A 13,368-nucleotide genomic window follows, 5' to 3' on the forward strand; every position below is an offset into this window, starting at 1 on the left:
TTGTTACTTTTGTGCGACATCCGCTGGGGGAGCGTCGGGCTTCTTCGGCTTCATCAGGCTGAAGTCGATCAACGCTCGCTGTTCACGCTCGTAAGGGTTGCCGATCAACAACGGTCGCGGCTTGAAGCTGTCGCTGACCAGGCTTTTGCTGCGGTCCAGTTCATCGAAGCTCAGGCCCGCCAGATCGGCCCAGGTGTGTATCAACTGCGAGCTGCTGTAAGGGCGGCTCAAGTCAGCGGCAAAGCTCCAGTCGTGGGTTTCACGCCATTTCGGCGAGGCATAGGCCATGAACGGAATCGTGTACATCGGCGCTGTCGGCTTGTTTTCGTTACGGCCAAGCGTGTTGTGGCCCGCCGAGTCGAAGACGTCTTCGCCGTGGTCGGAGAGGTACAACAGGAAGCCGTTCGGATCTTTCTTGGAATAGTCCTTGATCAGGCTCGACACCACGAAGTCGTTGTACAGCACCGCGTTGTCATAGCTGTTGTAGGTCGGTACTTCGTCGTCGGTTACGCCAGCCGGAACACCGGTGCGGTCCTTGAACTTGTCGAAGGTCGGCGGGTAACGGTACTGGTAGCTCATGTGCGTACCGAGCAGGTGCACGACGATCAACTTGTGTGCCGCCGGATCGCCCAGCGCCTTGTTGAACGGCTCGATCACGTCGCCATCGTACTGGGCGGCGTTCTGGTTACGGTTGTTGTTCAGGTATACCTGCTCGTCGGCCTGTTCGGAGAACGTCGTGAGCATGGTGTTGCGCTTGGTCATGGTCTGCTGGTTGGTGATCCAGAAGGTTTTGTAACCCGCCTGTTTCATCATGCTGACCAGCGACGGCGTCGTCAGGTACAGGTCCGGGTTCTCTTCGTCGGCGAAGGTCAACACCTGCTGCAGCGCCTCGATGGTGTACGGGCGTGGAGTGATGACGTTATTGAAGATCGCCAGTTGATCCTTGAGCTTGTCCAGTTCCGGGGTGGTGTCCCGGTTGTAGCCGTACAGGCTCATGCGCTGACGGTTGGTGGACTCGCCGATGACCAAAACCAGGGTCGACGGCTGATCGGACATGGTGTTCTTGAGGTTTTTCAGCGGCGCGATCTTGCTCGCACTGTCGAGCATGTCTTGCATGCCGGCCAGAGTGTCGAGGTAGCGGTGATAAGCCACGGCCATCTGCCAAGGCACGGCTGGCTCGATCCGGGTTTCGAATTTCTCGAAGCCGCCGGCAAAGCTGCCAGTGCGGGCGGTCTGTTTGACAAGCGGATAACCGACCACGGCCACCAGAATCGCGGTCGCGGCGACAAATGCCTGCCAGCGTGGCATGTACACCGGACGCAAGCGGGTCCACAGGAAGTAGGCGAACGCGGTGTGCGCCAGGAAGGCCAGCACCATCCACCAGGCAAAGTACTGGGTCATGTATTCGCCAGCTTCAGAGATGTTCGACTCGAACATGATGAAGATGACGCTCTGGGAGAATTCCTGCTGATAGATGAAGAAGTAGCCCAGGCTGGCCATCGAACAAGCCCACAGCACGACGCCGATCAGCGCTGCCAGAAGGCGGGTGCGATTGGGGAACAACAGCATCGGCGCCAGCCACACGGCACTCATTACGAATGCCTGGCGAAATCCGCTGAAACCGGAAGTGCCAGTCAACTGAATCAGCAGCTGGGTGATGCCGGAGAAATACCAGAAGAATACAAATAGCCAGATAAACCCGGCCCAATCGAAACCTTTCGCAGACGTTTTGCTGCGTTTGAGCAATGCCATTCAGCACTCCAGCTCAGTCGTTGCAACCACCGCCGGAAAGCTTCCATGGAACCGACGAACGGAGGCCGCACGCGAACGTCCGGCCAGAATGCGCCGGAGTATCACCAAGGGGATGTGAAAACTTTGTTAGTTGCAGATGACCGTCAGAGGTGAATCATGTAGGGAACGACGGGCGCCGTTCCCGATCAGGCGGGGTCAGGCGTGCGGGTTGCGCATGACCACCGGCAGAGGTTTGGGCTGAGCGCCCTGAGTCAACGCGCGCAACTGCGCCAGCTCCTGCTTGAGTTGGTCACGCTCATCTTTCAATTGGCGTAGTTCATCACGACGAATAGTCACGTAGAGAGTTTGTGGGGGACGTGCGGTAACGATTGTGTCCATTGCTCACCTCGCAAATGGCCTGCATCAACTGTGATTGCGTCGTTCATCTGGACGACACCCTCACTATCGGCGCCGATTTTGGTTTCTTTTGCCCTCAATTGGAACTTTTTTATTTTTCATGGTCGGTGTGTCTTCGGCACGATTCCCGACGTTATCAGTCTGGATCGGGCACAATGCCCGGAAACTTCATCCCAACGCTCTGGACTAACTCACATTGGTCGCGTTGGGCTATAACCTTTGACACACATTATTTGCAGTAAGGAGCATCAGCACATGCAACTCGGGATTATTGGACTGGGCCGCATGGGCGGTAATATTGCGCGGCGCCTGATGCTCAACGGGCATACCACCGTTGTTTACGACCGCAATACCGCCTTCGTTGAAACCCTGGCCGCAGAAGGCTCCACCGGCGTCACTGACTTGCCGGCCCTGGTGGCTGGCCTGGCCAAGCCGCGTGCGATCTGGGTCATGCTGCCGGCCGGCGCGCCGACCGAAGAGACCATCGACACCCTGAGCAATTTGCTCGAAGCCGGCGACACCATCATCGACGGCGGCAACACCTTCTATAAGGACGACATCCGCCGGGCGAAAACCCTGTCGGAAAAAGGCCTGCACTACATCGACGTCGGCACCTCCGGTGGCGTCTGGGGCCTGGAACGCGGCTACTGCATGATGATCGGCGGCGACGCCGAGACCGTTAAGCGTCTCGACCCGCTGTTCGAAAGCCTGGCCCCTGGCCTGGGCGACATCCCTCGTACCAAGGACCGCAAGTCCGACGACCACCGTGCCGAACACGGCTACATCCACGCCGGCCCTGCCGGTGCCGGCCACTTCGTGAAGATGATTCACAACGGCATCGAGTACGGAATGATGCAGGCCTTCGCCGAAGGCTTCGACATCCTCAAGACCAAATCCAGCGAAAACCTGCCGGAAGATCAGCGCTTCGACCTGAACGTCGGTGACATCGCCGAAGTCTGGCGTCGTGGCAGCGTGGTGTCCTCGTGGTTGCTGGACCTGACCGCCGACGCCTTGGCCAGCGACCCGAAACTCGACGGTTACTCCGGCTCGGTGGCTGACAGCGGTGAAGGTCGCTGGACCATCGAAGCCGCCATGGAGCAATCGGTGCCCGTACCGGTGCTGTCGAACTCGCTGTTCTCTCGCTACCGTTCGCGCGGGCAAGGCACCTTTGGCGACAAGATTCTCTCAGCCCAACGCTTCGGCTTCGGCGGCCACGTGGAGACACCGAAAAAATGACCAATACGATCCGCAAGAAATCCAAGGCAGAACCCGCGCCACCGACCACGCTGTTCCTGTTCGGTGCTCACGGTGATCTGGTCAAGCGTCTGCTGATGCCGGCGCTGTACAACCTCAGCCGTGACGGCCTGCTCGATGATGGACTGCGGATCATCGGCGTTGACCACAACGCCATCAGCGATGAAGCCTTCGCGCAGAAGCTCGAAGACTTCATTCGCACCGAAGCGGCCACCAAGGTCGGCAAGGGCGATGAAGCCCTTGACCCGGCCTTGTGGGCCAAGCTCGCCAAAGGCATCAGCTACGTCCAGGGCGACTTCCTGGACGACAGCACTTATCAAGCGCTGGCGGCGAAAATCGCCGACAGCGGCACTGGCAATGCGGTGTTCTACCTGGCCACCGCGCCACGTTTTTTCAGCGAAGTGGTGCGCCGTCTCGGCTCTGCCGGTTTGCTTGAAGAAACACCGGAAGCCTTCAGAAGGGTGGTGATCGAAAAACCTTTCGGCAACGACCTGCACACCGCCGAAGCCTTGAACGCCTGTTTGCTCAAGGTGATGTCGGAGAAGCAGATCTACCGGATCGATCACTATCTGGGCAAGGAGACGGTGCAGAACATTCTGGTCAGCCGGTTCTCCAACAGCCTGTTCGAAGCGTTCTGGAATAATCACTACATCGACCACGTGCAAATCACCGCCGCCGAAACCGTTGGCGTGGAAACCCGTGGCAGTTTTTATGAACACACCGGCGCCTTGCGGGACATGGTGCCCAATCACCTGTTCCAGTTGCTGGCGATGGTGGCCATGGAGCCGCCGGCCGCGTTTGGCGCCGATGCGGTCCGTGGCGAGAAGGCCAAAGTGGTCGGGGCGATCCGGCCTTGGTCCGTCGAGGATGCACGCGCCAACTCGGTGCGCGGTCAATATGCGGCTGGCGAAGTCGACGGCAAGCCGTTGACCGGGTATCGCCAGGAAGGCAACGTGGCGCCTGACAGCAACACTGAAACCTATGTCGCGCTCAAGGTGATGATCGACAACTGGCGCTGGGTCGGCGTGCCGTTCTACCTGCGCACCGGCAAGCGCATGAGCGTGCGCGACACCGAGATCGTCATTTGCTTCAAGCCTGCGCCGTACGCGCAGTTCCGCGACACCGAGGTCGATGAGTTGCAGCCGACCTACCTGCGGATTCAGATCCAGCCCAACGAAGGCATGTGGTTCGACCTGTTGGCCAAGCGGCCCGGGCCGGCGTTGAACATGGCCAACATCGAACTGGGGTTCGCCTACAAGGATTTCTTTGAAATGCAGCCGTCCACCGGCTACGAAACCTTGATCTACGATTGCCTGACCGGCGACCAGACGCTATTCCAGCGTGCCGACAACATTGAGAATGGCTGGCGCGCCGTACAGCCGTTCCTCGACGCCTGGCAGCAGGACGCGAGCGTGCAGAGCTATCCGGCCGGTGAAGACGGCCCACAGGCTGCCGAGGACCTGCTGACCCGCGATGGTCGCGTCTGGCATGGCCTCGGATGAGTGAGTCCGCGCAACATTCCATCCGGTTTCTGCTCAGCGACATGGACGGCACCTTGTTGCTGCCCGATCACAGCCTGAGCCAGCGCACCATCGACGCGGTTCGTTCATTGCGTGAGGCCGGCGTTTTGTTCAGCCTGGCCACCGGCCGCCCGCCGAAAGCCATGTTGCAGCAGATCGAAACCCTGGGCGTCGACGTGCCGACCGCCGCCTTCAATGGCGGCACCATCGTCAAACCGGACGGCAGCTTGCTGGTCGCGCATTACTTGCCGGCCACTGCTGCGCTGACGGCACTGGCGCTGTTTGCCGACCGGCCGGACATCGAAATCTGGGTATTCAGCGGCGGTGACTGGCTGCTCAAGGACCCGCATGGCCCTATGGTCCCACGTGAGCAGCACGGTTTGGGCTATCCGCCGGTGGTGGTCGAGAGTTTTGAACCGTACCTGGAGCGCATCGACAAGATCGTCGCCACCAGCAACAACACCGATTTGTTGATTGAGCTGGAAGCGCTGTTGTTGCCCAAGGTCGAAGGTCAGGCTCAGGTGTCCCGTTCACAACCGGTTTATCTGGACGTGACCGCGATGCAAGCCAACAAAGGCGCGGCGCTGGCGACACTGGCCGAGTACCTCGGTGTGCCACTGGAGCATACTGCCGCGCTGGGCGATGGCGGCAATGACCCGGCGATGTTTCATCGCGCCGGGTTGTCGATTGCCATGGGGCAGGCGGAGGAAGCGGTGAAGCGTCAGGCCGATGTGGTCACGGGCACCAACACCGAAGACGGCGCAGCGCAGGCGATCGAGCAATACATCCTGGCCCGATAACCAACGCACTACCCTGTGGGAGCGAGCTTGCTCGCGATGAGGTCAGTACATTCAACATCATTGTTGTCTGTCAGTCCGCCATCTTGAGCAAGCCCGCTCCCACATTGTTTTGGGTTACAGCCAAAAACTCACTGCGTACCAGCCCAGCGAGCCCATCACCACGGTGTATGGCAACGCCATCCACACCATCCGCCCGTAAGACAGGCGAATCAGCGGTGCAATCGCCGAGGTCAACAGAAACAGAAATGCCGCCTGACCATTGGGTGTTGCCACGCTCGGAAGGTTGGTCCCGGTATTGATGGCAATCGCCAGCGTCTCGAAATGCTCGCGGCTCATGTGGCCGGAGATGAACGCCTGTTTCACTTCAGTGATGTAAATCGTCGCCACGAACACGTTGTCGCTGATCGCCGACAACACACCATTGGCAATAAACAGCATGCCCGGCTGCTGATCCGCCGGCAGGGTCAGCACCCACTGAATCAACGGCGTGAACAGTTGCTGGTCATGTATCACCGCCACTACCGCGAAAAACACCACCAGTAACGCCGTGAACGGCATAGCGTCTTTAAACGCGTTGCCGATGCGATGCTCCTCGGTGATGCCGGTAAACGCAGTGATCAACACGATCACCATCAAACCGATCAGCCCGACTTCCGCGATATGAAACGCCAGCCCGGCAATCAGGATCAACGCTGCCGCGCCCTGAACCAGCAACGCTGCGCGCTGGCGCGAAGTGCGTTCGGCATTATCTTCGGCTGCATAGTTGGCCAGTACTGCGCGCACATTGTCCGGCAGCAGCGTGCCGTAGCCGAACCAACGCAGTTTCTCCAGCAAGACGCAGGTCACAAGTCCCGCCGCCAGCACCGGCAGTGACACCGGGGCGACTTTCAGGAAGAACTCGGCGAAATGCCAACCCATCTCGTGGCCGATCAACAGGTTCTGCGGCTCGCCAACCAGGGTGCAAACACCGCCCAGCGCAGTACCCACGGCGCCGTGCATCAGCAGGCTGCGCAGGAAGGCGCGGAACTGATTGAGGTCTTCGTGATGGAGTGTCGGCAGATGCTGATCGTCGCTGAACTCACTGTCCTGACGCGGATCGTTGCCCGAGGCGACGCGGTGATACACCGAGTAAAACCCCACCGCCGCACTGATGATCACCGCTGTCACGGTCAATGCATCGAGAAACGCCGACAGAAACGCAGACAGGAAACAGAACATCAGCGCCAGCAACGCCTTGGAGCGAACCCCGAGCAACAGGCGCGAGAACAGAAACAGCAGCAGGTCTTTCATGAAGTAGATGCCGGCCACCATGAACATCAGCAGCAGGATCACCGGAAAGTTGTGCACCAGTTCGTCATAAAGCGCCTGGGGCGTGGTCATCTTCAACAGCAACGCTTCAATCAGCAGCAGGCCGCCAGGCATCAGCGGGTAACACTTGAGCGCCATGGCCAGGGTGAAAATGAACTCCAGGACCAGCAACCAGCCGGCGGCTACCGGCCCCACCGTCCACAGCACCAGGGCGTTGAGGATCAGGAACCCGACAATGCTCGCCTTGTACCAGCGGGGGGAGTGCCCGAGAAAGTTATGCGCGAACGCCTGGGCCATTGAACCGGACATCGGCTACTCCTTGTCTTGAGAAGCGCGCAAGTTGCCGGATGTGTCACGCAAGTTCAAGTGCTTAATGGCTCAACTCAATAGCCTGGCGCCCTGTAGGAGCTGCCGCAGGCTGCGATCTTTTGATGTTGATCTTGGTTTTAAAAACAAAGTCAAAAATCGCAGCCTCGTTTCACCCATCAGTTCTTACAGGTTTTTGCCTGCAACTGACAAAGATCTAGTGATTGAGGTAGCGCGCGACCATCGCCCGATAATTGCCATCGAGGGAATAACCACCAACGAGGATCGCGCCATCCTTTTGCATGGCCAGTGAATTGGCTGTGTCCAGACTTCGCCCCAATCGCGTGCGTAACCAGCCTTTGCCATGGCCAAAACTCGAGTCAAGGCCGCCATCGCTCAGATAGCGGGCAACGATGAAGTCCGCCTCGATCCCGCCAATGGTTGCCCCGACGGCAATAATGCGCCCGTCGCTCATGCGTTGCGCGGCGCTCCATTGGCAGCCACTGGGGCCGATTTCCAGCAGTTGTGGCAATCCGTCATGTTGGTGAAGGTCGGGGCGACCATTGCGATGAAGGCTGAGCGCCAGGCAGCGAATGGGGTCGCGGCTGCTGCCAAAACAGTGCAGGTGGTGCGCCGACTCGATGACCTGACTGACTTGCGCACTGCGTCCGCCAGCGGTGAATGCCATAAAACCGTCGACGGCAAAACGCTCGTCGAGACTGCCGTCGGGCAGGTAGCGGGCGAGCAGGCCTTCTTGCGGGAAATCGATCGAGCCGCCCACTACAATCCTGCCGTCGTCCTGCAACAGCAGGCTGCTCAACCAGGTATTGAGTAACAGATGGCGGACCATCACGAAGCCGCGCCCGTTGAACGTCTTGTCGAGCGTGCCGTCAGGGTTGAGGCGGATCAGCATGCCGACATGGTCAGCCAGTTCGAATTGATGATTGGCGATCAACAGGACGTGCCCGTCAGGCTGCACGGCGAAATCACAGGCCTCGGCTCCCGGCACGCCCGGTGGCAACCAGACGTCGCGCGTGCCCATGGATAGGTCCCCCGGCAGGCGGACGATCTGCACGCCGTTATCGCCGAACGTCAAGTCGCGATTGCCCTGAGCATCGAAGCGGGCGAGGGCGGGGAGTGCGCGGCGGGCATTTTCATAATGAAAGCCGGCCAGCAGGATTCGGCCGTCAGCCAACACTTGCACTTTGCTGCCGGCAGCCTCAAAGCCAGGGGCGAATTCGGCAATTACACTGCCCTGATGAGCAAAGCCAAGATCCGCGGAACCGTCGGCAAGCAGGCGTGCCAAGCCAAAACGACTGCCGGCGGCCGTGCCGATTTTCGCCGCTACCAGCACGCGACCTTGCTGATCGACAGCGACGCCTTGAGTCATGCTTGACTCGCTGCCGGCAAAATACACTTGCGCGACGCCGTGGGCGGCAAAGGTTTTGTCGAGCTGTGCGTCACTGTTTAACGGTGGCGCGAGCGCGAAAGCGTTCGAACTGAACATGCACGCATCTCCTTGCAAGTTAACCATCACCCGGGAACCGAGTGGGTAACTGCATGAGCCGGATATTCAATCCCTGATAACGAAGGAGTTCAACTGTAAGAACTAACAGGTGGAGGGTCGCACTGTGCCACAACAGTGTCTTTTTGAACCAATTGCAAGCCTGCCAAGCAGTTATGCCTGACGCCGTCGCTTAATGTTGTACAGGCGCACGCGCCGTGGAAAAGAAAGTGCAACTAACAGGGACGCTGCGGATGACCTGAGTGTCATCCGCAGTACTGTGTAAATCAGTGCGGCATGGACCACGACTGCAGCGTGTAGCCATCTTCGCTCAGCTCTTTACGAGCCTGCTGCAGCAAATATTCAAGTTGTGCCGGATCGGAATAAGCGCTGCTCGGGATCTGCTTTTGGCCGATGCGGTTATTGGTGCGGTCGATGACGCTCAGGCTGAGCTCGCCGTTACCGTCCTGTGGGGCCCAGGCCACGCATTGAAATGGCTTGAACGCGCGGTCGGCAATCAAAAGAGCTTCGTTGATACGGAGCGGGGCGGTCATGGGGTCTTCTCTCTGTATGCCCAATCAAGTGATGTGCCGTCGGTTGGGCTTACCGTTCGGCTGGTTACTTGTACTGATGCACGCAACCCGCTAGCGGGTCACACCTGACACAAAGAAAATTTCAACTTTCTTTCATCTGGCTGGTTTTTAGACGGCTTTCGAAAGCCTAGTGAAAGCTTTGAAAGCAAAACAAGTCGATAGGACACTAACAACCTGGTTTCTTATAACGTGTTTGCTTGTACGCCTATAGTCAAACGATACAAGGCCCCGTCAAATTCTTGCTAATGTTACAGCCAGGTCTGCCAAATGACTGTTTTTAATAATATTTCCTTAAATTTGGCGCCAAGGAACAGTCATGATCGAAGCGCCTGCCTTACGACGTCTGTTAGTGGTTGATCCTTGCGACGATTGCCATCGTCTTTTGCCGGGTTTGCGTTCTGTGGGTTGGGATGTTGACAGCTGTACGCTGGAAAACGCCGCCGATCGAACCTGCGATGTCGGCCTCTTGCGATTGCAGCCTTTTCACCTGGAGCGACCGGAAGCTGTCAAGGAGCTGATCAGCCGTAGCGGCACCGAATGGATCGCCGTGCTCAACCAGGAAGTCCTGCGACTGCAGAATGTCGGGGACTTTGTGTGCGAATGGTTTTTCGACTTCCATACCTTGCCGTTCGATGTCTCCCGGGTTCAGGTAACCCTGGGCCGGGCGTTCGGTATGGCGCGGCTGCGCGGGCAGGGCACGATTCACATTGATCAGCCGGAGCACGAGTTGCTCGGTGACAGCAAGCCGATTCGTGAACTACGCAAGCTGCTGAGCAAACTGGCGCCCACCGAGTCGCCGGTGTTGATCCGTGGCGAGAGCGGGACCGGCAAAGAGTTGGTCGCCCGCACCTTGCATCGACAATCTCAGCGCCACAGCAAACCCTTTGTGGCGATCAACTGCGGCGCGATTCCTGAACACTTGATCCAGTCCGAACTGTTTGGCCACGAGAAAGGCGCCTTCACCGGTGCGCATCAACGCAAGGTCGGGCGAATCGAAGCGGCGCATGGCGGCACGTTGTTTCTCGATGAAATCGGTGACCTGCCCCTGGAGTTGCAAGCCAATTTGCTGCGCTTCCTGCAGGAAAAGCACATTGAGCGGGTCGGTGGCAGTCAGCCGATTCCGGTGGATGTGCGGGTGCTGGCGGCGACCCACGTTGATCTTGAGGCAGCTATCGAGAAGAAACGCTTTCGCGAAGATTTGTACTACCGCCTCAACGTACTGCAAGTGGTCACCGCGCCGTTACGTGAACGTCATGGCGATCTGTCGATGCTGGCCAACCACTTTTCGCATTTCTACAGCCATGAAACCGGCCGGCGCCCTCGCAGTTTCAGCGAAGACGCGTTGATTGCGATGGGCAAGCATGACTGGCCGGGCAACGTTCGCGAGTTGGCCAACCGGGTGCGCCGCGGGTTGGTGCTGGCGGAAGGACGGCAGATCGAGGCGCGGGATTTGGGGCTGATCAGCCAGCAGACGATTGCGGCACCGATGGGCACGCTTGAAGACTACAAGACCCGCGCCGAACGCCAGGCGTTGTGCGATGTGTTGAATCGCCATAGCGATAATTTGAGTGTGGCGGCGAGAGTGCTCGGCGTTTCGCGGCCGACGTTTTATCGGTTGTTGCACAAACATCAGATTCGATAAAAGCAACGCAGAATCAAAAGATCGCAGCCTTCGGCAGCTCCTACGCACCTGTGGGCGTCGCTGAAGGCTGCGATCTTTTGATCTTCACGGTTTTCACCCAACAAAAAGCCCCGCTGCGATAAATCTCGCGGCGGGGCTTTTTGCTGGGATGGATCAGAAGTAGTACGGGAATTTCAGGCTGAAAGTGAAGTCCGGAGCATCAGGTGTCATGCCCAGGGACAGGTTGGGTACGATGGTCAGGTTAGGCGTGGCGGCGATGGTCATGCCGATATTGAAATAACCGGCGTTGGCGTCACTGGACACAACCGACTGCCAATCCCCGCCGTCTGGTTTGAGCGAACTCCTGCGCTGAACCAGGTCAGACATCGAGAACGACATACTCATCTTCTCGTTCAAGGCGAACGCGACGCCCATGCCCACTTGGAAACTGTCGCCGATCCTGACCTTGCCCGGAGTGGTCTGATTGACCGTGGAGCTGATATCGCTGAAAGACTCCTCCAGGTTGTGGGTATACGACAGGGTGCCGAACAGCACTGCCGGGTCGAAGGTTTTCACCAGCGAGATGCCAGGGGTAATCGACCAGACACCGTTACCGGTGGGCAGGCTTTCAGGCACAAACAAGTTGGTGTTGGTCGGCGACTGGACCAGTTTGATCCCGAACGGGTCTTTGCCGGTCGGTGCCTTGATGCGGAAGGTGAATACGGCATCCGGCAAATTGGCCGATTCGTCGAGGAATTTGTAAGCCACCCCGGCGTTGATATCGCCGATGGTCGGGTCACGGCTGACGTCACCCTCACTGGTTACGTTCGCCGCCCCGTTGTTGCCGCCGCCGGACTGGTAGGTCGATTCGCGATAGACCACGGGCACGTTCAGGTCGAACTGCCAGCGGTTGTTGTAGTTGTAACGGCCGGTGAGATCCAAGGTATAGGTGTCAGCCTTGATCCGGTCCAGGTTGATGTTGCCGAGGAAAATCGAATCCAGCGCGAGGAAGCCGTTGAGGGTCAGTTGCCGGGTATCGTAGTGAGAATAAGTCACGCCGGTTTCAAAACTGAACTTGCCGCCCCCAAAGAAGCCACTGGCCTCGTCATACAGGTTGGTCACGCTCTGCGCCGGTTGTGAATCGTCAGCCAGCGATTGACCGTAGGAGGCGCCGCTGCCTCCGGCTGCGCCCCCTGATGCAGCCGCTGCGCCGGTGCCGCGGTTGGCAACTTGTGTATTGCCTTTTAGGTCTGCTGGCGATTTGGCCAGGCGCTTGGGCTGTGGCGTTGCGGGTTGTTCCTCGACTTGGCGTACCCGTTGCTCGAGTACGGCCAGGGCCTTTTGTTGTGTTTCGTAGCGTTGTTTAAGGTCGAGAAGCTCCTGCTTCAACGCCTGAACATCCGCATCCGGCGCGGCCTGCAACATGGCTGCCGGAAAAAGTGTGCTCAAACATACGACTGCGCGCAGCGATGCCGATCGATACATGAAATAAGCCGTCCCTTTAAGCCCAATAGTCGGAGTCAGCGTAGTTCAATATCCGATATTGCGTAGTGCCCTGAGTTGAGTCAGGTTGCAGTCCAGTGCGCCGGCGCTCATGCCGTTATTGTTGAGTACCACGTTGAGTTGAGTCATGTTATTGACCACGTTGGCACTGCCGAGCAAACGGGTGTTCTGCAGCAAGCCACCCTGGGCGACTTGTTGCAGGGCTGTGCCCTGATTCCCCGAGGCCTGAATGGCCATTTGCACGCCACCGCCAGTGGCCGAAACCGCCACGCTGCCAGCGGCGTTACTGCCACCGATGGTTTGTCCGGCGACCAACGCCTGCCCTTGGGCGGGCACCAGCGCCGGGGCCTGATTGGCCTCCGAGACATTGATCGCGACGTTGTTGTAGGCGCTGTTGTTGTCGCCAGCGGCGCGCACGCTTTGGGTTACGCCCTGGCTGCTATTGAGCCCGGCGCCCCCGGTGACTGTGCCGGTACCGGTCGCGAGGGCGTTGCCGTTACCGTGTTCCTTGATCGTCTGAACGTAGAATTCCGGTTTTACCGTGGCAGCCTGAAGTTGCATCGAGGTGGCAGCCCCGATCAGATCGCCGCTGGCGTTGCGCCAGGTGCTGCTCATGACGATGCCGAAGCTGATGATGCGCCCCGGCATGACAAAACGACCGCGTAGCTCACCGAGCTCTTGGTCGCTGACGGGGATGGGTTTGAATCCTTCATTGGCAAAGCTTGACGCACTTGCTGCCAGGCAGGCGGCGGCCAGCCAGTATGAGGTTTTCATCTGCTGCTCCCGGAGCGTCCTGCTCCTTTTATCATTA

General features: G+C 58.7%; 11 protein-coding genes. 4 read left to right on the top strand and 7 right to left on the bottom strand.

Annotated features, from left to right (window positions below):
• Positions 1-3: 3 nt before the first annotated feature.
• The gene (locus tag JFT87_RS17875) at positions 4-1,752 is read right to left on the bottom strand and encodes a phosphoethanolamine transferase CptA (RefSeq protein ID WP_201203307.1); all 1,749 of its coding nucleotides are present in this window, start codon (positions 1,750-1,752) and stop codon (positions 4-6) included.
• Positions 1,753-1,947: 195 nt separating this feature from the next.
• Positions 1,948-2,130, bottom strand: a complete 183-nt coding sequence (locus tag JFT87_RS17880; RefSeq protein ID WP_201203308.1) for a DUF6026 family protein — start codon at positions 2,128-2,130, stop codon at positions 1,948-1,950.
• Between the two features lie 273 nt (positions 2,131-2,403).
• Between JFT87_RS17880 and gnd the strand changes: the two genes are divergently transcribed.
• The 3 genes from gnd to JFT87_RS17895 are packed head-to-tail and all read left to right on the top strand — an operon-like array spanning position 2,404 to position 5,722.
• Positions 2,404-3,384 carry a phosphogluconate dehydrogenase (NAD(+)-dependent, decarboxylating) gene (gene gnd, locus JFT87_RS17885; protein WP_201203309.1) on the top strand — a complete coding sequence of 327 codons (981 nt, stop codon included), beginning with the start codon at positions 2,404-2,406 and terminating at the stop codon, positions 3,382-3,384.
• Complete coding sequence (gene zwf, locus JFT87_RS17890) at positions 3,381-4,904, top strand: glucose-6-phosphate dehydrogenase (RefSeq protein ID WP_201203310.1); 1,524 nt, start codon at positions 3,381-3,383, stop codon at positions 4,902-4,904. The genes gnd and zwf overlap by 4 nt, the downstream gene beginning before the upstream one ends.
• A complete protein-coding gene (locus JFT87_RS17895; protein WP_201203311.1) occupies positions 4,901-5,722 on the top strand; it encodes an HAD family hydrolase in 822 nt (273 codons plus the stop codon). The genes zwf and JFT87_RS17895 overlap by 4 nt, the downstream gene beginning before the upstream one ends.
• Positions 5,723-5,836: 114 nt before the next feature.
• Here JFT87_RS17895 and nhaB read toward each other — a convergent pair whose 3' ends face one another.
• The 3 genes from nhaB to JFT87_RS17910 all read right to left on the bottom strand — a co-directional run bounded on the left by nhaB (position 5,837) and on the right by JFT87_RS17910 (position 9,394).
• Complete coding sequence (nhaB, locus tag JFT87_RS17900; protein WP_201203314.1) at positions 5,837-7,339, bottom strand: sodium/proton antiporter NhaB; 1,503 nt, start codon at positions 7,337-7,339, stop codon at positions 5,837-5,839.
• 214 nt (positions 7,340-7,553) lie between these two features.
• Entirely contained in the window at positions 7,554-8,843 is a 1,290-nt protein-coding gene (locus JFT87_RS17905) for a hypothetical protein (RefSeq protein ID WP_201203315.1), read from the bottom strand.
• 284 nt (positions 8,844-9,127) lie between these two features.
• Entirely contained in the window at positions 9,128-9,394 is a 267-nt protein-coding gene (locus JFT87_RS17910; protein WP_201203316.1) for a hypothetical protein, read from the bottom strand.
• 355 nt (positions 9,395-9,749) lie between these two features.
• Here JFT87_RS17910 and JFT87_RS17915 point away from each other — a divergent pair, with 355 nt between their 5' ends.
• Positions 9,750-11,075 (top strand): sigma-54 dependent transcriptional regulator, encoded by a 1,326-nt coding sequence (locus JFT87_RS17915; protein ID WP_201203317.1) that lies wholly within the window; start codon positions 9,750-9,752, stop codon positions 11,073-11,075.
• A 153-nt stretch (positions 11,076-11,228) separates the two neighbouring features.
• Here the strand turns inward: JFT87_RS17915 and JFT87_RS17920 are convergent, their stop codons facing one another.
• Entirely contained in the window at positions 11,229-12,539 is a 1,311-nt protein-coding gene (locus tag JFT87_RS17920) for a hypothetical protein (protein ID WP_201203318.1), read from the bottom strand.
• Between the two features lie 45 nt (positions 12,540-12,584).
• A complete protein-coding gene (locus tag JFT87_RS17925; RefSeq protein WP_201203319.1) occupies positions 12,585-13,331 on the bottom strand; it encodes a hypothetical protein in 747 nt (248 codons plus the stop codon).
• Positions 13,332-13,368 lie beyond the last annotated feature (37 nt).

Origin of the sequence: Pseudomonas sp. TH15 (assembly GCF_016651105.1) — a bacterium.
In the GTDB taxonomy this organism is placed as follows: domain Bacteria; phylum Pseudomonadota; class Gammaproteobacteria; order Pseudomonadales; family Pseudomonadaceae; genus Aquipseudomonas.